This window comes from Phaeobacter sp. SYSU ZJ3003 (assembly GCF_041300735.1).
GTDB classification, from domain to species: Bacteria; Pseudomonadota; Alphaproteobacteria; order Rhodobacterales; family Rhodobacteraceae; genus Phycobacter; species Phycobacter gallaeciensis_A.
In genome coordinates this window covers 1-21,568 of sequence record NZ_PXNU01000057.1, presented here as the reverse complement: position 1 = coordinate 21,568, position 21,568 = coordinate 1, and the positions used below count along the sequence as shown (strand labels likewise).

At 61.2% G+C, this 21,568-nt stretch carries 21 protein-coding genes and 2 pseudogenes; 10 read left to right on the top strand and 13 right to left on the bottom strand.

All coding sequences use genetic code 11. The features are described from left to right. Positions 1-2 precede the first annotated feature (2 nt). The 7 genes from ccmI to C6W91_RS17645 are packed head-to-tail and all read right to left on the bottom strand — an operon-like array spanning position 3 to position 6,637. A complete protein-coding gene (gene ccmI, locus C6W91_RS17675; protein WP_274831036.1) occupies positions 3-1,139 on the bottom strand; it encodes a c-type cytochrome biogenesis protein CcmI in 1,137 nt (378 codons plus the stop codon). Next, entirely contained in the window at positions 1,136-1,609 is a 474-nt protein-coding gene (locus tag C6W91_RS17670) for a cytochrome c-type biogenesis protein (protein ID WP_274831035.1), read from the bottom strand. The genes ccmI and C6W91_RS17670 overlap by 4 nt, the downstream gene beginning before the upstream one ends. Next, positions 1,606-2,160 carry a DsbE family thiol:disulfide interchange protein gene (locus C6W91_RS17665; RefSeq protein WP_274831034.1) on the bottom strand — a complete coding sequence of 185 codons (555 nt, stop codon included), beginning with the start codon at positions 2,158-2,160 and terminating at the stop codon, positions 1,606-1,608. The genes C6W91_RS17670 and C6W91_RS17665 overlap by 4 nt, the downstream gene beginning before the upstream one ends. A gap of 8 nt (positions 2,161-2,168) precedes the next feature. Then, positions 2,169-4,163: a heme lyase CcmF/NrfE family subunit gene (locus C6W91_RS17660; protein ID WP_274831033.1), complete on the bottom strand. Its 1,995-nt coding sequence runs from the start codon at positions 4,161-4,163 to the stop codon at positions 2,169-2,171. 28 nt (positions 4,164-4,191) lie between these two features. Then, positions 4,192-4,509 carry an SHOCT domain-containing protein gene (locus C6W91_RS17655; RefSeq protein WP_274831032.1) on the bottom strand — a complete coding sequence of 106 codons (318 nt, stop codon included), beginning with the start codon at positions 4,507-4,509 and terminating at the stop codon, positions 4,192-4,194. Continuing rightward, positions 4,506-5,918: an ATP-binding protein gene (locus tag C6W91_RS17650; protein WP_274831031.1), complete on the bottom strand. Its 1,413-nt coding sequence runs from the start codon at positions 5,916-5,918 to the stop codon at positions 4,506-4,508. Before C6W91_RS17650 ends, C6W91_RS17655 begins: the two co-directional genes overlap by 4 nt. After that, entirely contained in the window at positions 5,915-6,637 is a 723-nt protein-coding gene (locus C6W91_RS17645; RefSeq protein ID WP_274831030.1) for a response regulator, read from the bottom strand. The genes C6W91_RS17650 and C6W91_RS17645 overlap by 4 nt, the downstream gene beginning before the upstream one ends. A gap of 168 nt (positions 6,638-6,805) precedes the next feature. Between C6W91_RS17645 and C6W91_RS17640 the strand changes: the two genes are divergently transcribed. From C6W91_RS17640 to C6W91_RS17620, 5 genes are read left to right on the top strand one after another with little or no spacing between them, the layout of a single operon-like run. Further along, positions 6,806-7,321, top strand: coding sequence for a calcium-binding protein (locus C6W91_RS17640; RefSeq protein WP_274831029.1), 516 nt, complete (start codon positions 6,806-6,808; stop codon positions 7,319-7,321). A 59-nt stretch (positions 7,322-7,380) separates the two neighbouring features. Then, positions 7,381-7,767 (top strand): DUF302 domain-containing protein, encoded by a 387-nt coding sequence (locus C6W91_RS17635; RefSeq protein ID WP_274831028.1) that lies wholly within the window; start codon positions 7,381-7,383, stop codon positions 7,765-7,767. Further along, the gene (locus C6W91_RS17630; protein WP_274831027.1) at positions 7,757-8,230 is read left to right on the top strand and encodes a rhodanese-like domain-containing protein; all 474 of its coding nucleotides are present in this window, start codon (positions 7,757-7,759) and stop codon (positions 8,228-8,230) included. The genes C6W91_RS17635 and C6W91_RS17630 overlap by 11 nt, the downstream gene beginning before the upstream one ends. A gap of 1 nt (position 8,231) precedes the next feature. Beyond that, complete coding sequence (locus C6W91_RS17625; RefSeq protein ID WP_274831026.1) at positions 8,232-8,924, top strand: TVP38/TMEM64 family protein; 693 nt, start codon at positions 8,232-8,234, stop codon at positions 8,922-8,924. Next, on the top strand, positions 8,921-10,234 hold the full coding sequence (locus C6W91_RS17620; protein WP_274831025.1) for an APC family permease: 1,314 nt from the start codon (positions 8,921-8,923) through the stop codon (positions 10,232-10,234). The genes C6W91_RS17625 and C6W91_RS17620 overlap by 4 nt, the downstream gene beginning before the upstream one ends. A gap of 50 nt (positions 10,235-10,284) precedes the next feature. On the opposite strand, the gene C6W91_RS17615 is transcribed toward C6W91_RS17620, so the two are convergent. Further along, a protein-coding gene (locus C6W91_RS17615) for an IS3 family transposase (protein ID WP_370571247.1) occupies positions 10,285-11,810 on the bottom strand; the annotation gives its coding sequence in 2 pieces (ribosomal slippage) (positions 10,285-11,390 and positions 11,390-11,810; 1,527 coding nt in all). Between the two features lie 151 nt (positions 11,811-11,961). Here C6W91_RS17615 and C6W91_RS17610 point away from each other — a divergent pair. Both C6W91_RS17610 and C6W91_RS17605 read left to right on the top strand, forming a co-directional pair. Further along, entirely contained in the window at positions 11,962-14,304 is a 2,343-nt protein-coding gene (locus tag C6W91_RS17610) for a heavy metal translocating P-type ATPase (protein ID WP_274831024.1), read from the top strand. Between the two features lie 255 nt (positions 14,305-14,559). After that, positions 14,560-14,814 (top strand): hypothetical protein, encoded by a 255-nt coding sequence (locus C6W91_RS17605; protein WP_274831023.1) that lies wholly within the window; start codon positions 14,560-14,562, stop codon positions 14,812-14,814. 17 nt (positions 14,815-14,831) lie between these two features. Here the strand turns inward: C6W91_RS17605 and C6W91_RS17600 are convergent. From C6W91_RS17600 to C6W91_RS17580, 5 genes and pseudogenes are all read right to left on the bottom strand, one after another. Continuing rightward, positions 14,832-15,074 (bottom strand): annotated as a pseudogene (locus C6W91_RS17600) (IS110 family transposase); the annotation flags it as partial. A gap of 97 nt (positions 15,075-15,171) precedes the next feature. Next, a pseudogene (locus tag C6W91_RS17595) lies at positions 15,172-15,614 on the bottom strand (IS5 family transposase); the annotation flags it as partial. An 81-nt stretch (positions 15,615-15,695) separates the two neighbouring features. Then, positions 15,696-16,109: a GtrA family protein gene (locus C6W91_RS17590; RefSeq protein WP_274831022.1), complete on the bottom strand. Its 414-nt coding sequence runs from the start codon at positions 16,107-16,109 to the stop codon at positions 15,696-15,698. Continuing rightward, positions 16,106-17,101: a glycosyltransferase family 2 protein gene (locus tag C6W91_RS17585; protein WP_274831021.1), complete on the bottom strand. Its 996-nt coding sequence runs from the start codon at positions 17,099-17,101 to the stop codon at positions 16,106-16,108. Before C6W91_RS17585 ends, C6W91_RS17590 begins: the two co-directional genes overlap by 4 nt. Then, a complete protein-coding gene (locus C6W91_RS17580) occupies positions 17,098-18,621 on the bottom strand; it encodes a glycosyltransferase family 39 protein (RefSeq protein ID WP_274831020.1) in 1,524 nt (507 codons plus the stop codon). The genes C6W91_RS17585 and C6W91_RS17580 overlap by 4 nt, the downstream gene beginning before the upstream one ends. A gap of 146 nt (positions 18,622-18,767) precedes the next feature. Here C6W91_RS17580 and C6W91_RS17575 point away from each other — a divergent pair, with 146 nt between their 5' ends. From C6W91_RS17575 to C6W91_RS17565, 3 genes are all read left to right on the top strand, one after another. After that, on the top strand, positions 18,768-19,439 hold the full coding sequence (locus C6W91_RS17575) for a response regulator transcription factor (RefSeq protein WP_274831019.1): 672 nt from the start codon (positions 18,768-18,770) through the stop codon (positions 19,437-19,439). Further along, on the top strand, positions 19,432-20,793 hold the full coding sequence (locus tag C6W91_RS17570; protein ID WP_274831018.1) for a HAMP domain-containing sensor histidine kinase: 1,362 nt from the start codon (positions 19,432-19,434) through the stop codon (positions 20,791-20,793). The genes C6W91_RS17575 and C6W91_RS17570 overlap by 8 nt, the downstream gene beginning before the upstream one ends. 135 nt (positions 20,794-20,928) lie before the next feature. Continuing rightward, a complete protein-coding gene (locus C6W91_RS17565; protein ID WP_274831017.1) occupies positions 20,929-21,264 on the top strand; it encodes a hypothetical protein in 336 nt (111 codons plus the stop codon). The last annotated feature ends 304 nt before the right edge of the window (positions 21,265-21,568 follow it).

Below are 21,568 nucleotides of genomic sequence, written 5' to 3'. Positions count from 1 at the left end.
CCTCAGTCTCCCCCGAGTTGCGTCAGTATTGCCTGAACCTCTGCCTTGCGCGCATCGCCCTTGGGCAACAGCGCATCCGCGCGAAGGTAAGCGTCCCGCGCCTTGTCCATCTCTTGGAGCACGCCATAGGCATTCGCCAGCCTGAGCCATCCGTCCACGTCATCCGGTTCATCCTCAAGCCGCGTCGCCAGACGATCCACCATGGACCGTATGAAAACCGCCCTGTCGCCTTCGCTCATCTCCTGTGCGGCGGCGACATCGGCGGCACTGGGGCCGCGGGCAACAGGCGCACGCGACGCGATGGGCGCCCGGCCGAGTGTCTGTGCGAATGCATTCGCCTGCGCGATATAGGTCTCCATCCAGGGCTGGTAGCCCGGCGTCTCGGCCAGTCGCGCCGTCAGGCGGTCATGAGCTGCCCCGACCTCTCCGGCCTGCGCGTCCGCGATCGCAAGGTAGAACGCCGCCGCCGGGTTCGAGACGTCCAGCGTCAGCGCCCTGTCCAAAGCGGTCACCGCGTCCGGCGTGACGGTTCCGTCATTGGCCCGGATCATCGCCTCGGCCAGCATCGACCATGTCGCCGAAACCGCGTCGTCACGGCCAGAGGCCGTCCGGAAGGCGGTCACGGCTTCGTCGAATTGTCCCATGCGCGCATAGGTCTGGCCCAACAACATCCAGCCATCGGTCGGGCCGCCGTCGGGATCGGCCATCAGCCTTTCGCGCAATTGCCCAGCCAAATCGGCGATCCGTCGCGTGTCGGCGCGCTCGTCGGCGCGGTCGGCGAAGGCCACAGCCGGCACGTCGGGCGCACCGGCGAACGAATAGTAGCCAAAGGCCATGACCGGGACAAAAACTGCCGCAAGGATCAGCGCTCCTCGCCCGCCCGTCGTCGTGACAGCCGGCCGGTCAGCGCGCCGCAGAACCTGCGCCATGCGGCGGCGGATTTCCTGCCTTGCGGCCTCTGCTTCAGGTGCAGAGATCAGCCCCCGCGCCACGTCGCGCTCGATTTCTTCCAGCTGGTCGACCAGAACCGCCGGCACGGAGTCGTCGCGCAAGACCGGCGCCATGCTTGCCCGGCGCATCGGAAACAGCGCGATGGTCAGACCAGTAATCGCCATGATGGCGAAAATACCCCAGATCATTCCGATCCTCCCTGTCTGTATCGGTCCATGGCCGCTGCAATGCGCGCCTCGTCTTCGGGATCGAGTGGCGCGTCGGTGCGTCGGCGTCGGGCCCGCGAAAGACTGAGCCCCCCGGCCAGCACCGCTGCAACAATCAGGACCAGCGGCGCAAGCCAAAGCACCACGGTCCGACGTTTGAACGGCGGTTTCAGCAGGACGAAATCTCCGTAGCGCGCGTGGATGTAATCGACCACCTCCGCATTGCTGTCGCCCGCGGTCAGCCGTTCACGCACGAGCAGCCGCAAATCCCGCGCCACCCCGGCGTTGGAACCGTCGATGTCCTGGTTCTGGCAAACCACGCAGCGCAGCTGCCTGGAGATCACGCGGGCGCGCGCCTCAAGCGCCGGGTCGGCCAGGATCTCGTCCGGCTCTACAGCCTGCGCAAGCATGGGCAAGACTGCCAACAAAACGGCGAGCACCACCGCTCTCATGACAGGCCGCCTTGCGCATGCTGCAAGGCGAGCGTGAGTTTTGCCACGGCGTCCTCACCCACGATCGGCCCGACATAGCGATACAGAACCGTTCCGTCTCCGCCGACGATGAAGGTTTCCGGAACGCCGGAAATGCCCCATTCGATACCCGCCCGCCCATCGAGGTCAGAGCCGATGGCGCTGTACGGGTTGCCCAACTCGGCGAGCCAACGCAGGGCGTCCTCGGGCTTATCCTTGTAGTTGATGCCCAGAAGGCGCACCCCGTCCCGTTCGACGACCCGCGACAGGACCGCGTGTTCGGCCTTGCATGGCACGCACCACGAGGCAAAGATATTGACCACCACGGGGCCGGGATTGCCCGACAGGTCCGCCGTGGCAAGGCCCGGCACGTCGAGTCCCGGCACCGGGTCCAGCGAAAACTCCGGCACCGGGTGCGAGATCAGAACCGAGGGGATATCATTTGGGTCACGCTCAGGGTCCAGTCCCCAAAGGAAAAAGGCCCCGAGGATGGCCGTCAACACCAGCGGCAGCCCGGCTAACATGCGTTTCATGGTCACTCCTATTCGGCGGGCTGGGGTTGCGGTCGGCGCGCCCGCCGTGGCGCCCCGACGCGCAGGCGGCGGTCCGATAGCGACAGTGCGCCACCCAGCACCAGCAGGCCCGCACCAATCCACAGCAGGTTCACCAGCGGTTCGTACAGAATGCGCAGGGTCCATGCCCCGCCCTTGGCCGCTACGTCCGAGGCCGGTTCCGTGATCGAGGCGTAGAGATCCCCTGCCAGGGTAGACCGGATCGCGGATTCCGTTGTTGTCGACTGGGCCACGGGATAGCTGCGCCGTTCGGGGAACAACGTCGTCACGTAACTGCCATTGCGCCAGACCTTCAGCCGACCCTGATCGGCCAGGTAATTCGGCCCGCGACGCTTTTCGACCCCTTCTAACAGGACCTCGAACCCGGCAATCTCGATGCGGTCCCCAGGTCGCACAAAGGCGATTTCCTCGCTCTTCCAGGCGCTTGACCCGACCATGCCCAGTATGACCACCGCCAGCCCGGCATGAGCCAGCGTCATGCCATGTGCCGCCCTTGGCAGCGCGCGAGCGCGGCGGGCCGACTCGGACAGCGGGGCGTCGAACAGCTTGATCCGCAGTGCCCATTCCCGAAGCGTCGCAAACAGCAGCCAGAGCGCTGCGGCAACCGCGACATAGGCCAACACAGGCGCACCGGTCTGCACATACCAAAGCACCAGAGCCTCAGCCAGGCACAGCAGCGCCACGAAGCGCACCCTTTGCAGCACCCCGCCAATATCGGCGCGCTTCCACGAAAGGAACGGCCCGATTCCCATGAACAGCACGAGCACCAGCATCATTGGGACGAAAGCCGCGTTGAAGAACGGTGGTCCGACCGAAATCTTGTCGCCGGTCAGCGCCTCGAGCAGCAGCGGGTAGAGCGTTCCGAACAGCACCGTCCCGGTCGCCGCCGCGAGGATCAGGTTGTTGAGCAGCAGGCCTGCCTCTCGGCTGACGGGCCGGAACAGGCCGGCGCCCTCCATCTCGGGGGCCCGCCACGCATAAAGCGCCAACGACCCGCCGATGGACAGGCCCAACAGCCCGAGGATGTACAGCCCGCGGTCTGGATCGACGGCAAACGCATGAACCGAGGTCAGCAGCCCCGAACGCACGATGAAGGTGCCCAGCAGCGACAACGAAAATGTCAGGATCGCCAGCAGGATCGTCCAGCTTTTGAAGGCGTCGCGCTTTTCCGTGACGATGGCGGAATGCAGCAGCGCCGTTCCCATAAGCCACGGCATGAAGCTGACATTCTCCACCGGGTCCCAGAACCACCAGCCGCCCCAGCCCAACTCGTAATAGGCCCACCAGGATCCCAGCGCGATCCCGGCTGTCAGGCTCATCCACGCGGCCAGCGTCCACGGCCGCACCCAGCGCGCCCAGGCGGCATCGACCCGCCCTTCGAGCAAGGCCGCCACCGCAAAGGAAAACACGATGGAAAAGCCGACATACCCGAAATACAGCAGCGGCGGATGCATGGCGAGACCAACGTCCTGCAATAGCGGGTTCAGGTCATTGCCATTGGCGGGCGGCGGAAAGACCCGTTCGAACGGGTTCGAGGTGAACAGCAGGAAGCTCAGGAAACCGACGCTGATCCAGGCCTGCACCGACAGGACGCGCGCCTTGGTGGCCGCGGGGATGTTCGATCCGAACAGGGCCACTCCCGCGCCGAACACCGCAAGGATCAGCACCCACAACAGCAGCGAGCCTTCGTGGCTGCCCCATGTGCCGGCGATCTTGAACAGCATCGGTTTCAGCGAATGGGAATTCTCGACCACGTTCAGCACGGTAAAGTCGCTGACCACGAAAGAGCGCATCAAGGCGGCAAAGGCCAACCCGACAAAAACCACCTGCCCCATGGCCGAGGATTGCGCGGATTGCATCCAAACGACGTTGCCGCGCGACACGCCCAGAATAGGCAACACGCCCTGAACGATGGCGAGGGCCAGCGCCAATGCCAGTGAGAAATGTCCGATTTCCGGGATCATGCTTGACCCTCCTCGGGGGGTGTAGCGGTTATTTGTCCAGCGCGGCTTTGCGACGCTGGAAATCCTCTTCGTCGATCTCGCCCCGCGCAACGCGCAGGCGCAGTTCCTCAAGGGGATCCGGTGTATCGGACACGGCTGGCCCGCTGTCGCCACGGCCCGTCAGCCGCATCACGACCAGTACGAGGACGGCAATCACCAGGCCCCAGAACAGCAACATCCCGAACCCGCCAAGGCCAAATCCGAAACCGCCCACGCCATAGCCGTTCATCATGCCGTCATCGGCATCGGCCAGCGCAGGTGCTGCGCCGGCCAGCGCCGCGCCCAGTGAAATCAGGATCTGTCTCATGGTGTTTCTCCTTCGGTGTTGGCCGCATGTCCGTTCGGCAGCCGCACCCGTGCCCGCAACCCGCCTTCGGGCCGGTTCGTCAGAGTGACATCGCCGCCATGCGACTGGATGATCGTCCGGGCGATGGACAGTCCCAGCCCATGCCCGCCGGTTTCCAGCGACCGCGACTCTTCGAGCCGCACAAACGGGTCAAAGACCTTGTCCAACTGGTCCTCGGGGATGCCCGGTCCGTCGTCGTCAACGGTCAGAACCAACTCCCCGCCAGTCTTTTGCCAATCGATCTGCGCCGTATGGCCATAGCGCAGGGCGTTTTCGATCAGGTTGCGCAAGGCGCGGCGCATGGCGTTGGGGCGCAAGCGCAGTTCAGTGTCGTCAGGTCCCAGCAGATCGACCCCGGCGGACCGGGTCTGGTACAGGGCGGCGCCAAGGTACTCGCGCAGATTGACGCGTTCGGGCGGCTCTGATCCGGTCAGACCGCGTGCGAATGTCAACGTCGCCTCGACCATGCCCTGCATTTCCTCGACCGAGGCGACGATGCTGTCGCGGGTTTCTTCGTCGTCGACCATCTCGGCACGCACCCGCATCGCCGTCAGGGGCGAGCGCAGGTCATGCCCCAGCGCCGCCAGCATCCGCGTCCGGTCATTGACGAAGCGGGTCAGGCGTTCCTGCATCCGGTTGAAGGAAACCGTCAGGTCGCGGACCTCGGTCGGGCCCGCGACGGGCAGTTCAGGCACGTCCTCGCCCCGCCCCAGCCGGTCGGCGGCCAGCGCCAGCCGCCGCAGCGGCCCGGTCAACCGCGTCATGACGAACCAGATCAAAACGATCAGCAACACCGTAGCCGATAGAACAAAGGCCAGCATGGATTCCAGCGACCACTGGATCGGCGGGCGTTCGAAGCGGGTGCCCACATTCAGCCAACGCCCTCCGGAAATGGCGATGGACAGGTTCATCTCGATGGCTGTCAGCTCGCCCCGCATCATCGCAATGTGCATCTCTGTCATCTCGCGCGACAGATTGGCGAGCGGCATCAACTGGCCCTCGATCTGGTGAAGCTCGACACGGATGTCGCGGCTGTAGCTGTCATCCAGCAGGGTGCGGATGCGGCTTTCGACCAGACCCCCATCAGAATGGTCGCTGTGCTGAACCAAGGCCGTCTGCGACAAGTCGAACCGCACGAGGGGCGAATTTGCCGCCCGCAGGATCGAGGCATGCAGATCGGGCGGGGCCTCTTCGATCAGGCGCGCCACGTTGGCGGCACGCCCCGCCGCCTCGAAGCCAAGCGCCGCACGGATCGCAAGGCTGCGCTCATCGGCGAACAGCAGCAGGCTGATGATCTGCGCCACGGTCAACGCCGCGACGATCAGAAGGACCAACTGCCAGCGCAGCGTCATCGCGGCCCGCAGGCTCATGCCTCGGCCTCGACATCACAGGCAAGGCTGTAGCCGCCATTGCGCACCGTCTTTATGATGCGCGGGCGCAGCACGTCGGGCTCAATCTTGCGGCGCAGGCGGCTGATCTGGTTGTCGATGGTGCGGTCCAGCGGCCCGGCCATGCGGCCTGCCGCCAGGTCCAGCAACTGATCCCGGCTCAGCACCATGTGCGGGCGTTCCAGAAAGGCCGACAGCAGCTTGAACTCGGCGCTGGTCAGCGGCGTTTCGGCGTCCGATTCGTCGCGCAGAACCTGCCGGTCCGTGTCCAATAGCAGGTGGGCAAAACGCACCGTCTGGCCCGCCAGCCGCCCGGCTATGGGAGCTTCACGCGTGGTCCGCCGCAGGACGGACTTGATCCGGGCAAGCAATTCGCGAGGGTTGAACGGCTTGGCCAGATAGTCATCCGCCCCGAGCTCCAGCCCGACGATCCGGTCGGTTTCCTCACCAAGGGCGGTCAGAAGGATAATGGGCAGATCGCCCTCCGGCGCCAGGCGGCGACAGACGGACAGGCCGTCCTCGCCCGGCATCATGACGTCCAGCACCATCAGGTCGAATTGGCCGACCGCAAGGCAGGCATCCATTTCGACCGCATCCTTGGCTGCGGTGGCGCGCAGCCCGTTCCTTTGCAGAAACCGCGTGATGCTTTCGCGGATCTCGGCGTGATCGTCGACCACGAGAATATGCGGTTGCTGTCCCATGCGTTCCTTCTAGCAGGCCGGCCCCGGTAACTTCACCGGTCGATTTGTAGCGGTTTGTATCACGCCCCGATTTTGCGACAGATCGTTACAAATCTTGGGCTGCATGTCGCCCGCAAACAGCGTTTGAATGGGGACGGAAACGACACACTCAAGCGCAAGGAGCATACGATGCCCCGATTTACAAACGCTGCCGCTGTTCTTTCGGTTCTCGCACTGACCGCAGCGCCCGCCTTTGCGGACACAGACCACCACACCGGAAACGGCGCGAGCTCGACGGATAGTGGGATGGCGATGCCCCAGATGGATGGGGACATGCACAACTCCATGATGCGGATGCATGCGGGCGGCGACATGCCGATGATGGGCATGGGGTCCTCTGCCATGGGAATAATGGACCGCGACATGATGCAGATGATGCGCCCCATGATGGGCCCGTCCGGTGACGGCATGGGGGACATGGGTGACATGATGCGGCAAGGCATGATGTCCCATGACGGCGACGGGGACGACAGCCTGAGCCTTGACGAATTCACCGATTGGCACGCCCAGATGATGAAGGAGACGATGGTCGATCGCTTCCAGCATCTCGATGCCGACGGCGACGGCAAGATCACCGGTCCCGAAATGCAGGGCTTTGCCGGGCGGATCGGTTCCATGCCGAGGATGGACCCCGCGCAGGAATGAGCCAGTTAAACGGGCATGGCCCGGTAATCGGGCCATGCCGCAACGAAAGGAGACCTGCCATGAGCTATACCCATGACCGCCTGCTGAGCGGCGTGTCGATCGACGCCGCCGACATGCGCGTGCGCGCAGCCCTGTCCGAGGCGGGGTTTGGCGTGCTGACCGAAATCGACGTCAAAGCGACGATGAAAAAAAAGATCGACGCCGAGATGGACGGCTACCGCATCCTTGGTGCCTGCAATCCCAAGATGGCGTATGAGGCCATCGGGCTGGAACCGCGCGTCGGCGCGATGCTGCCCTGCAACGTCATCCTGCGCGAAGTCGAGGGCGGCACCGAAGTCAGCGCGATCGATCCCGTCGCGTCGATGGCGGCAATCGACAACGAACAGTTGCACGCCGTCGCGAGCCAGGTCCGCGACATGCTGGTGGGGGCTGTCGATGCGGCCTGATCGCACGCGGCGGTTCGTGCTGGCAGGGCTGGCAGCTTCGGGCGCGGCGCCGTTTGCAAAGTCTGCCTGGGCGCAGGGCACGGGCGCATGGTCCGCCGGTCAGGCTTATGATGCGCTGTTGAACGATACTGCGCGGGTGATCGACATTCGCTCTCGCGAGGAATGGCAGGAAACCGGGATCGGCGCCGGGGTCTGGCCAATCAGCATGCACGAAGCCCGCTTTGCCGACCGCCTCTTTGCGGCCCGCTCCCTCGCGGGCGAGCGCACCGTCGGGCTGATCTGCGCAACGGGCGGGCGGTCGCTGTCGGTGCTGGGCGCGTTGTTGCGGGCGGGCTATACCGGCTATGCCGATATCTCCGAGGGGATGCTGGGCTCCGCGGCCGGGCCGGGGTGGATCGCCGCCGGGTTGCCCGTGGTGCCGCTGGTTGCGGCGCTTGCACCCCTGCCAAAGGCTTTGGCCTGACATGACCGGGCGCGGCGTGGATCGGTTCAGTCCGGCGCTTCGCCCCTTTGTGTGGATCGCGGCGGCGCTGCTTGGCGCGCTGGCCCTGTACTGGCTGCTGGGTGGGCAGATGCCGACGATCGACCGCGCGCAGGTCAAAACCTGGGTCCATGCCGCGGGCCCTTGGGGGCCTGTCGCCGTTGTCGCACTGATGACCGCCGCGGTTGTCGCCAACCCGATCCCCTGCGCGCCCATCGCGCTGGCAGCAGGTGCCGCCTATGGGCACTTTGCCGGGGCAGCCTACGTCGCCCTCGGGTCCGAGATCGGCGCGGTCATCGCCTTTGCCCTTGCCCGGACGCTCGGGCGCGGCTCGATCGAGCGTTTACTGGGCCACAATGCGGATCGCGGGCTGTTCGGTTCGCAAAACTCGCTGACACTGACGGTCTTTGTCAGCCGCCTGCTGCCCTTCGTATCGTTCGACGCGATGAGTTATGCCGCCGGTCTGAGCCGCCTGCACGCCTGGCGCTTTGCGCTGGCGACGATGGCCGGAATCCTGCCCGCCAGTTTCGTTCTGGCCCATGTGGGCAGCGTCGCCATCCAGGGCGATTTCGGGTCCGCGGAATGGCTGGCCCTCGGCCTTGGGCTGGTCACGGCGGTACCGCTGCTGGTGCTGGCCTTGCGGCACCGGGACGATGACAAGAGGAATACGGAATGACTTCGGACTATCGCAAGAACAGCCTGACCCTGCTGGATGCCATCGCCATGGGTACCGGCGTGATGATCGGCGCGGGGATCCTCGCGCTGACCGGTCAGATCGCAGCTTTGGCGGGGCCGCTCTTTCCCTTCGCCTTCATCGCCGGTGCCGTCGTCACCGCCTTTAGCGTCTACACCTATGTCAAGATGTCGAACGCCTACCCCTCTGCGGGCGGCATCGGGATGATCCTGCAAAAAGCCTATGGCCCAACGACTGTCGCCGCCGGGGCCGCCCTGCTGATGGCGCTGTCGATGGTCATCAACGAAAGCCTCGTGGCGCGGACCTTTGCCACCTACCTGCTGCGCGGGCTCGACATGCCGCGGGACACATGGCTTGTGCCCGCCATCGGCGTGAGCGTCATCGTGTTTGCGTGGCTGGTCAATGTCGCGGGCAACCGGTCCGTCGGCTGGCTGTCGGTGCTTATGGCAGCGCTGAAAGTCGGGGGCATCACCGTTTTCGGCATAGCAGCGCTTTGGGCGGGCGGGGTCAGCTTCGAGGCGACCGGGGGACAGCAAGACACCGGGATCACCGGCTTTGTCGCCTCGATGGCTCTGGCGATCCTTGCCTTCAAGGGGTTCACGACCATCACGAACAGCGGGGCCGAAATCACGAACCCGCACCGCAACGTTGGCCGTGCCATCATCGTTTCCATCGCCATCTGTACGCTAGTCTACCTGTTGGTCGCCTTTGCCGTCGGCAGCAGTCTGCCGCTGGACCGGATCGTTGCTGCACGGGACTATGCGCTGGCCGAGGCCGCGGAACCGGCCCTGGGGCGGACCGGCTTCTACCTGACCGTCGGCCTGGCGCTTGTGGCGACGGCCTCCGGCCTGATCGCCAGCGTCTTTGCCGTGTCCCGCATGCTGGCCATGCTGACCGAGATGCGGATGATCCCGCACAGCCATTTCGGCATGCCCGGCGTCATCCGCGACCACACCCTAGTCTACACGGTTGTGATTGCCGCGCTGCTAACCATTTTCTTCGATCTCGGGCGCATCGCGTCGCTGGGGGCGTTCTTCTATCTGGTGATGGACATGCTGATCCATTGGGGAGTGTTCCGCAATCTGCGGACCGAGGTGGGCGCGCAAGGCTGGGTCTTGCTGACCGCAATCGGATTGGACGCCGTCGTGTTGGCTGCCTTTGCCGGGATGAAGGTGCAGGCCGATCCGTGGATCGTGGTGATCGCAGGTGTCGGAATGATCATCGTTTTTGGCTTCATGCACATCTTCTTGCGTCGGCACCCGCCTAAAACGCATCACAATCACGACGCTTAACCTTCCTCTTGATGGAGGGCGGTGTTTGTCAAACAAGTTGTCCGCTGATTTCATGCAGCGTCTCTGATTTCAGCGTCTCTGATTTCAGGGGCGCTGATTTCGGTTTCTGGGTTGAGCCAGACGGGTCCGGCAGGTTGCCAGTTGCGGGTTTTACCTGACCAGCGTTCCGGATTTTGTGAGCGTGCATTTGCATAGAGACTGGCGCGGTTTGCCAGCGTTGCACGATCACGGCCCGCGTGGCGCGCCTCTGGTGTGACAAAGCGTATCGCGCTGTGCAGGTGCTCGGTATTGTACCAGTCGGCGAAAGATTTCACCCATGCCTGAGCGTCTGCCTTTGTGGCAAAGCCCTTGGCCGGCCAGTTCGGGCGATATTTGCAGGTTCGGAACAGGGCCTCCGAGAACGGGTTGTCGTTACTGACGCGCGGACGGCTGTAGGACGCGGTGATGCCCAGTTTTTCCATGGTCACTTTCATCGTGGCGCCCTTCATGGGGCTGCCGTTGTCGGCGTGCAGTACCAGCGGGCGCAGGATGCAGCCTTCAGCTATGACCGCCTGCCGGATCAACCTCGCTGCGAGGTCTGAACTCTCGCGTTCATGAACTTCCCATCCCACGATTTTCCGGCTGAAGATGTCTACGATGAGATAGAGGTAGAAGAACATGCCTGCCACCGGCCCAGGCATCCATGTGATGTCCCACGTCCAGACCTCGCAGGGCGCACTGGCCTTGTAGCTTGTGGGTGGTTTACGCCGGATTGGCGGTCTTGCGCGCCCCCGGTGATGCTGCTGCCCATCGGCGCGCAGGATGCGGTAGAAGCTGGATTCCGAGGCCAAATATCGCCCTTGATCGGCCAGTTTGGGGACGATCTGGCTTGGCGGAAGGCTGGCAAACTTCTCTGAATTACACACTTCCAGCACGGCCGCGCGTTCTTCGGGGCTCAGCTTGTTGGCCGGTTCCGGGCGCGGCACAAGGGGGCGCTGATCGGCGTGGATCTGGCCGTCTTTTGTCCAGCGCCGCAATGTACGATCGCTGATTTCCAGCTCGGTACAGGCTTTGCTCTGCCGCGCGCCAGCAGTGATGGCCTCATGGATCAGCGCAACGGCGGTTTGGCGATGTGGGGTGCTGATCATGCGTCCTCTCCGTCCCCCCAGATCGCTGCCGCCTTTTTTCGCAGCACCAGAAGCGCTGCGGTTTCGGCCAGTGCGCGGTCCTTGCGCGCAAGTTCCCGCTCCAGATCCTTGACCCGTTTCTTCTCATCCTTGGTCGCCCGCCCGAGACGTGCTGTGCTGGCACGATCCCAGTCGTTTGCTTGTTCACAAGCGGACCGCCATGCCGCAATCTGTGCCGGGTAGAGCCCGCGTTTGCGGCAATATTCGGCCAGATCAGCCTCATTGAGGGCCGCCGTCGCCAGCACCGCCGCGAACTTATCGCGTGATGACCAGCCCTCGGGGCCAACGTCAGCGTCAGGCAAAAGCTCTCCTTTGCCGCGCGCAGCACGACGCCACTTGTGCAATGTCGCCTCGGAGATCCCTTCCTCCTGCGACAACTGACGAATGGCTACGTTGTTCGGAGGCAGCATGCGTTTCAGCACAGCTGCTTTACGTTCCGGTGAATATCCCAAAGCATCATCCTATCCCGCCCACCTGAAAAATAGAGGAAAAGTAGAGAGGCGGACAACTTCCCTGACACAGGGGGAGGGTTCATGACTGATACGCGAAAGGACTTCGATCATGCCTGACCATGCCCACCACTCCCATTCGCAGCACGCCCCGATCCCGGCTGGCGCTCCTTCGGCCACGGACCCGGTCTGTGGTATGAACTTCGAAGTCAAGGCCAACACCCGAACGCAGACCTTTGGGGGCGAGACCCATCATTTCTGTTCGGCCTCCTGCGAGGAAAGGTTCAAGGCCGACCCGTGGTTCTATGCGTCCGGCAATGCCGACAAGGTAGGCCTACAGGCGCAACCCGGCACGCAATGGACCTGCCCCATGCACCCCGAGATCGTTCGCGACGAACCGGGGGCCTGTCCGATCTGCGGTATGGCGCTGGAGCCGATGCTACCCAACGACGAACCGTCCGAAGAACTGACAGACTTCACCCGCCGGATGTGGATCAGCGCCGGGGCGGCGATGCCTCTGGTCGTTCTCACGATGGGAGAGCTTGTGGGCCTGCCCGTCCGCGACTGGCTGGGTCACCGTGTCGCGACCTATATCGAATTCCTGTTGGCCACGCCCATCGTCCTGTGGGCCGCGCTGCCGTTCTTCAGACGCGGTCTGGACTCGTTCCGCAACTTGTCACCCAACATGTGGACTCTGATCTCGCTTGGGGTCGGGTCGGCCTATGTCTATTCGATCTTTGCCACCTTCCTGCCGGGTGTCTTCCCCGAGGACTACCGGACGGGCGAAGGCGTCGGCACCTATTTCGAAGCCTCGGTTGTCATCGTCGCCCTGATTTTCGTCGGGCAGGTGCTGGAACTGCGCGCGCGCGAACGCACCGGCGATGCGATCCGCGCCCTGCTAGACCTTGCGCCAAAGACCGCCCGCCGTATTTTGCCCGATGGCGGGGAATACGATGCACCGCTGGAAAACGTGGTCGCGGGCGACATGCTGCGTGTCCGTCCTGGCGACAGCATTCCTGTCGATGCTGAAGTGGTTGAGGGGAGGTCCTCGGTTGATGAAAGCATGATCACCGGCGAACCCGTTCCCATCGAAAAGACCGCAGGCGCCCGTGTCACCGGCGGCACGATCAACAAGAACGGCACGCTGGCGATCCGCGCCAGGCAAGTCGGTGCCGACACGGTGCTTTCTCAGATCGTCGACATGGTCGCAGGCGCCCGCCGGTCGCGGGCGCCGATCCAGGGTCTGGCAGACCGGGTCTCGGCGCTCTTTGTACCCACCGTGGTCGGTATCGCGACACTGGCCTTCTTCGCTTGGTTTTTGATCGGGCCTGACCCGGCTCTGGCATTTGCCATCACCGCCGCCGTTTCCGTGCTGATCATCGCCTGTCCCTGTGCGCTGGGGCTGGCTACGCCGATCTCGATCACAACCGCCGCTGGGCGTGGCGCGCAGGCGGGCGTGCTGATCAAGGACGCCGAGGCACTGGAGCGCATGGCCCTCGTCGATATCGTCATCGTCGACAAGACCGGCACGCTGACCATGGGCAAGCCCACCCTTACCGACGTGGTAGGCCTTTCGGGCGCGAATGAGGCTGACGTGCTGGCCTATGCCGCCGCACTGGAACGCGGCTCCGAACACCCTCTGGCCGAAGCCATCGTGCAGGGCGCACGGGACAGGGGCGCCCCACGCCACGACGCCAGTGAATTCGATGCGGTAACGGGCAAAGGCGTCACCGGGCGGGTTGAAGGCCACGATGTCGCTCTTGGCAACCCGGCGTTGATGGCGGCTCTGGGAGTCGACACATCTGCCGGGGACGCTCCCGCGGATGCGCTGCGCGCGAACGGCAAGACGGCTATGTATGTCGCCCTTGACGGAACGCTGGCCGGTTTGGTCGCCGTGGTCGACCCGATCAAGGACACGACCGCCGCAGCGATCCGCGATCTGCACGCGCTTGGACTTAGGGTCATTATGGCGACAGGTGACAACCAGGGCACCGCCGAAGCAGTCGCGCGTCAACTTAATATCGACGAGATCCGCGCGGGCGTTCTGCCCGAGGACAAGAAATCCCTTGTTGAGGAGTTGCGTGCGCAAGGCGCCTGTATTGCGATGGCAGGCGACGGGGTGAATGACGCCCCTGCCCTTGCCGCAGCCGATGTCGGGATTGCCATGGGCACCGGAGCCGACGTGGCTGTTGAAAGCGCGGGGATCACTCTGCTGGGAGGGGACCTGACCGGCATTGTACGCGCCCGCAAACTGGCCACCGCAACGCTTCGCAACATCAAGCAAAACCTTTTTTTTGCCTTCGCCTACAACGCTGCAGGCGTACCCATAGCCGCTGGCATCCTGTACCCCTTCATCGGGCTTCTACTGTCGCCAATGATCGCGGCCGCTGCGATGAGCCTGTCTTCCGTATCGGTCATCGGAAACGCACTTCGGTTGCGACGCGCCGAATTGTAAGTACCTCCGATAATGGACGACTATGCGAGGCGCCTCTACAGCTGAAGGACACAGAAACTGCATCACATGCCCGACAGCTTGGGCGGTCCTAAACTGGACCTCCAATCGGCTCATGAAGCACGCCCTGAACCTCTCCGTCGAGCCACCAGGGCAGAAGATCGCCATTTTCCCATTCGTAGTGAGCTAATGGGATGAACTGCCTTCCCACCAATCTGCTGCTATCGTTGCGGGCATAGGTGGAGAGAGGAGCATCTGATGGACATCAAGATTCTGGGCATTGATCTGGGCAAGACCGTTTGCAGTCTTGCCGGGCTGAACGAAGCAGGAGCGGTCGTGTTTCGCAAACGTCTCCAGCGGCATCGGCTGCTGGACTTTCTGGATGGGCTTTCGCCGTGTGTAGTTGCGATGGAAGCCTGCGGCGGCGCACATCACATCGGGCGCTTTTATCTTCAGAATGGACATGAGCCTCGTCTGATGTCGCCGCTGTATGTCCGGCCCTATGTGAAGTAATGATCACCTCTCCATTACTTCACAAAAGGGCGCACATATTGCGGTGCGATCAGCTTTACCTTGTGCCCAAGAGCTTCCATCTCACGGGCCCAAAAATGTGCGCTGCCGCACGCCTCGAAAATCACCATGCTGGGCTCTTGCTGCGCCATGAACGCGGGGAATTGCTTCCGCGTCAGCTTCTTGCGGAACTGGACCTCCCCCGTTCGAAGGGCACCATGAACTTGAAAAACTGCCTTTGCCAGATCGACACCAATCATCATATTCTTCATTTCGCCGTCCTCCTTTGCGCGTGGCGTTGAGCACCACGACCTTGGCACATTGCGATGCCGTCTAGGGAGGGCGGCAACCACTCCATCTGACCTGACCGGCGGTGACGAACAGGTTGAGCGGCCGCCTTTGGCTATCGCAGATTGCGTGCAGTTTGGTGTTCATGCCGCCCTTGGTCCGACCGATCAGGCGTCCACGCCCCCCTTTGTAGCGGCCATGCTGGTCGCAGTGCGGTGTGCCTTCAAATAGGTCGCGTCGATCATCACGGTCTTTTCCTCGCCGTGTTCGGCAGCCAGGCCGACCATCATCCGCGCGAAGATGTCTTTCTCGCTCCAACGCTTCCATCGGCTGTACAGCGTCTTGTGCGGAGCATATTCCCGCGGCGCATCCCGCCAGCACAACCCATTGCGATTGATGAAGATAATCCCACTCAACACCCGCCTGTCATCGACCCGTGGCTTGCCGTGCGACTTAGGGAAGAAAGGGGCAAGTTTGGCCATCTGCTCGTCGGTCAGCCAGTAAAGGTCGCTCATGTCACCGCTCCGTTTTCCGAGCCGTGAATCCCGCAGCGCGTTGAAAATCAATGCATCCTGACCCTAGCAAGAGGGAGCCCTTTATTGCCCGAGACGCATTCGTGATGCAGGTTCTTTTGGCAATCGTCGGAACGCCCAATTCCGGCTGGCAAAAAAGGTCACGATTGCTGCAACGCCTGTGGATAGGATCAGCGACGCTATGTGGAGTAGGGGGGTCGACCAGACCAACAAAGCGAGTATCGTTTCATTCACGACAAAACCACCACCCGCCACCAATGCAAAACGCTTCAGTGACGTCGCCATTTCCCTTTCCTGATCGGAGAAGGAAAAACCGTAGTGACCCATGAAACTGACCACAAACGCGATCAGAAAAGCAATGGGGTTCGCCACCAAGGCGGGCCAACCAGAGTGAATGAGCGTCACGCCGATTAACATATGCACCAGTGTTGCAAGCGCCCCGACAAGACCAAATCGCAGAAACTGGTTCAGCATCATCTTTGGGCCTTAATCTGATTGTGTGTTTCCGCGATGATGAAACCCGGGCGGCCCTTGACCTCGGTAAAGACGCGGGCCAGGTATTCACCGAGTACCCCGATCGAGATGAGCTGCACGCCGCCCAACAGGAACACGGCGACTGCGAGTGTTGACCAACCCGGAACGTCGATACCGAAGATCATTGTCTTCGCAGCAATCCAGAGACCGTACAGGATAGAAAGCGCGGCAACGCTCATGCCGATCAAAGTCCAGACCCGCAAAGGCCAACTGGTGAATGACGTCATGCCGGTCAAACCGAGCTTCAAGAGACTCCGAAAGCCGAATTTGGATGTCCCGCCTGCGCGCTGCTCCAACTCGATCGGTATGGCCTTGGAACGGAAGCCAACCCAACCATAAAGACCTTTCATGAACCGATTGCGTTCAGGCAGATTGCACAACGCATCGACGACGCGGCGATCCATCAAGCGAAAATCGCGGGCGTCGGGCGGAATGTCGGCTTCACTTCCCAGATTTAATAACTTGTAGAAAACGCGAGTGAAGAGGCGCTTCAAATAAGGTTCATCGTCGCGGTGCGCCCGTACCGCATAAACCACCTCGAACCCTTCGGCCCGATGCTGCAACATGGTTGCGAGATGGCACAGCGGTTCTTGCAGATCGGCGTCAAGGATCACCACGCCGGCGCCGGTCGAGGCTTCAAGCCCGGCCATGATCGCCTGTTCCTTGCCGAAATTCCGCGACAGGCGAAGGACATGTATTGGCACGTCCCCTGCGGTCTCCTTTGTGCGCTCGAAAGTTTTGTCCGAACTCCCATCGTCCACAATAATGATTTCGTGGGAACGCACCAAGGTCCGGGCTTCATCGTCAACGCGCCGGATCGTTTCCGCGATATTGGCTTCCTCGTTGTAGGCGGGAATGACAAAGGAAAGCTCTGGCGCCCTAGAAGGTCCGGTGGCGGTTTGAATCTCATGGGCGGGAAATGTGGCCAGTTTCATGGCTTTACTCCTTTGGAAGCCATTTCAACGAGAAGGAAGTTGCGTCCGAATTGGCCCATGTTTGAAAAGCGTGGTCCAAGTGCCGAAGAAGCATCTTCGAGGGCATCAGGGCGAACCGCGATAGCATCCCTAACACTATCGGAGGCCAGCGCAGCGAGGTCGGCGAGATTAGTGAGCGCCTGCGCCCGACCTGCGGTGTAGAATTCTGCTGAATAACTTCTACCACCCCAATAGGTCAGGCGCATTTCCGGGTCGATCTGCGCGGCCTGCTCGACCAAGGCCTTTTGCGACTTCAGGTTCAGGCTGTCCGGCGCAACATGAGATAAGACGGTCAATGCGACGTATAGTGCCGTAACCATGCAGATGCAGATGCCAAAAACCATTCTAACGGCACGGCTCGCTGATCCTTGAACCGAGGCCCAGAGCGAAACCAGCAACAGGACTGAAGCTGGGATCCCCGGCAATGTATAGGCTTCAAGAATGTTGGCCGCAGGTGTGAATAGCAACATAGGTGCCAACGCCCAAAGCAGAAGGTAGCTGTGCCAGCCGCGCGGGTCTGCCTTGACGACCGCGGCCACTTTCTTTGTGCGCAAGACCAGCCAGCCCGCAAACGGAGTCCATGGCAAGAGTACACCCAACCAGTAAAGCCATATCAAACCTTTCGCCCGCGCATGTCCTGAGCCATAGAGGTCTCCCTGCCAGCCCGACACGATAAACCGTTCCAAGTGTTCGCCAATGATGAAGTAGCGAAGAAAGCCGGGCGTCTTCAGCTCTGCGGCGATGTACCAGGGCAGGGTCAGCGTCAGAAGCAACGCTGTTCCCGAAAGCCAGGGCAAAGCAGGGAGAAGCGACCAACGCCAACCGATCAGAACCCAGAGACCGATTGGCATCACCGTCAATACGGTCGCTACAGGCCCCTTTGCAAGCAAGCCAATGGCCAGGCCGACAAAAAACAGATGCCCCCAAACTCCCCCGTCGGAGCGGTTTGTCACTTGATTGTAAAAGGCAGCCATGCTCAGCGTGATGCCAAGCGTCATGACCATATCTGTCATGACAAATGCTGAGGCCCCGAAAAACAGGATCGACGAGAAAAGCACGACGGCAGCCACGAGCGCTTGATGTACACCGACATGCCGCTTCATGAACGTGCCTGTCAGGCCAAGAACCGTTAACCCTGAAGCGAAGATGAAGATCCGTGCCCCAAACCCGCCGACGCCAAATATCTGCATGCCAAGGGCAGAAAGCCAGGTGTGCAGCGGTGGTTTACCCCAGAACGCAACGCCGTAGTCAAACTGCGGAGTGATCCAATCGCCCGTCTCGATCATTTTTCGGGCGATCTCGGCGTATCGTGCCTCTGTCGTATCCGTAAATGGCAGGCACAGCATGAACAGGATGCGAATAGCCAGCAGCGTACAAAGCGCCGCGATGAGAAACCTGCGATCTGAAATCGAAAGCCAGAAAGGTTGTCGAATGTCAAAATCACGGTGTTGAATTGGTGTATTGGTATAGAGCGCGACCATATCTGCCTCTTGAAGCTTTAATCGTTTGCTTAAGGCAGCCGATCTGACCAGTTGGTGGTCGCGCCTATACCGTTTGGTAATGTTGCGCCCATGGTGGATCGAGAGTTTAGGCAGTAATCTCGTGACAACATTCGAAAGTGAGTCCCATGCGTGTCCTTATCGTGGAAGATGACCAAGAAACAGCAGACTACATCTGTTCAAGCCTGCGGGAGCTTGGCCATGTGTTCGAGCATGCAGCAGACGGAAAGAAAGGGTTTCTCAGTGCGCTTGACAGCGACTTCGACGTCATGGTCATCGACCGAATGTTGCCGGGTCTCGACGGATTGTCGCTGGTAAAGTCCATCCGCAGCGCGGATGTTGCCACGCCGATTATCTTCTTGAGCGCGATGGGCGGCATCAACGACCGGGTCGATGGACTGGAAGCAGGTGCGGACGATTATCTGGTCAAGCCCTTCGCTTTTTCGGAACTCTCCGCCCGTCTTACAGCTTTGGCGCGCAGGCCCCCGATGCAAGCTGAAGAGACAAGATTGCAGCTTGCCGATCTCGAGGTCGATCTTATCAAACACACCGTTGTCAGGGCAGGGGTTCCCATACAGGTTCAGCCTCGTGAGTTTCGACTACTTGTCTATCTCATGCGCAATGCAGAACGGGTCGTCACGCGGACAATGCTTCTGGAGGGCGTGTGGGATTTTCACTTCGATCCCAAGACCAATGTCGTTGAAACGCACATCAGCCGTTTGAGGAACAAGATCGACAGGTCCTTTGACCGACCACTGATCCACACTGTGCGCGGGTCCGGGTACAGCATGCATGCTTAGGCTGGGCCGGACATCCCTGCGGCTGTCACTGCAGTTCGCATTTCTTTATTCGGTTCTATCCGCAGTCATTTTCGTCGGCGCGTACTGGTTCTCCAATTATGAGGTGCGTGACTGGCTGCACGATCAAATGCGGTCGGATAAAGAAATTTTGATCGAAATCTATGACGAAAATGGCATTGATGACCTCGCCAAGAGTGTCGACGTCATGGCACGTGTGAACTTCGAAAATGCTCGGATATTCCAGTTGGTCGGGCCTGATGGCGCTGTTTTGGCGGGCAATGTCAAACAGATCGACGGTCCTGAGCTTCGTGGATACATTTCTGCAGCAAGGGTTCTTATCGACGGGGAACATGACGACGAGATTTCCGGATACTGGGTGACCGAAGAACAATTTGGCCCGTACACCCTGGTTCAAGGCACCGGAAATCATGTCATTGCCGAAGTTCTTGAAGCTTTGGGAATCAGCCTTTTGTCCGGGTTCATCCTCATCATGGGTATCGGGTCATTCGCAGGTGTTTGGGTTGGCCGCCTCACGGAACAACGAATCGACGCGATTTCAGGAACCATGAAAGAAGTCGCGGGAGGAAAACTCACCGCCCGTATTCCGACGGATGGCGCATCGAATGACGATCTGGATCGGGTCTCCGTCAGTATCAACAGCACACTCGAACAGTTAGCAGACCTGATGGAAAGTCAGGTCCAGATATCCAATGACATCGCGCATGATCTTCGCACACCGCTGCAGCGCTTGCGCCAACGCCTGGAGAAGATGGCCGATCAGCCGATCATAGACCCGGAGGAAGCTGATGCTGCGCTGGCTCAAACCGAGGACATCATCGGCACCTTCAACGCGCTTTTGCGCATCGCTCAGGTAGAAGCAGGAGATCGGCGCGAGAGATTTCAGCGTACCGATCTGCGTGATCTTGTGGCAAACGTGCACGAGGTTTTTGAACCTTCGGCAGAGGATGCGGACCAGCAACTTTACCTTAGGATGCCGGATCATCCTGTCATCGTTTGGGGCGACCCCGACCTTCTGATGCAGCTTACTTCCAATCTTGTCGAAAACGCGCTGCGGCACACGCCGGCAAGCACGTCGGTCACGCTTGAGGCCTCGACCATGGATGGATTCTCCGTGTTATGTGTCTCGGACACCGGGCCGGGGATTGCGATAGATGACCGGGAAAAAGTATTCAGGCGTTTTTTCCGCGGTGAGAAAAGCCGGACGACAGGGGGCAACGGTCTAGGATTGAGCCTTTGCAAGGCGATCGCGGAGCTTCATCATGCCGAGCTTGACGTCTCGGACAATCAACCTGGGCTTCGGATCGAAGCTCGCTTCCCAACTCCAGCAAATTAATGGGCTGCCGTTCCATTCTGGTGTCCTGGCCTGCCCACTTAAGTGGTCCGGTTGGCATTGATGATGGGTTGGGTAGCCCCTCGTGACGGCACTAATGTGCCAGAGTGATCCAGACAGGATCAGGAGGAACTGGCTATGAGGGAAGTCTCGATCATCGGCGTGGACCTTGCCAAGCACGTCTTTCAGCTTCACGGGGCAACAAGCGAGGGCGAAGTGGTGTTTCGCAAGAAGCCGTCGCGCAGGCAGCTTTTCGCCTTCATGCAGACGCATCAAAGATGCACGTTGGCGATGGAGAAATGGGCGACTGCCTGCTACTGGGCGCGGACACTGACTGACTTCGGTCATGACGTGCGGCTGATCGCGCCGAAGTTCGTCAAGCCTTATGTCAAGAACCAAAAGAACGACATGGCGGATGCTGAAGCGACCGCGGAAGCCGCGAGCAGACACCGACCATGCGCCTTGTCGAAGTGAAGACGCTCGAGCAGCAAGGGTTGGGGATGATCTTCCCGCTTAGGGATCTACTGATTGGCCAGCGAACGCAGACAGTCAATGTGAGCTAATGGGATGAACAGCCTTCCCACCAACCCGCTGCTAGAGTGGCGGACAAAGGTGGAGAGAGGAGGATCTGATGGACATCAAGGTTCTGGGCATTGATTTGGGCAAGACCGTTTGTCGCCTGGCCGGGTTGGATGAAGCGGGAGCGGTTGTGTTTGAGCTACCCCCTGAATTTCGGACACTGACGTAAGCTACGAATTGCTGTCTGTTGATCTTCGAC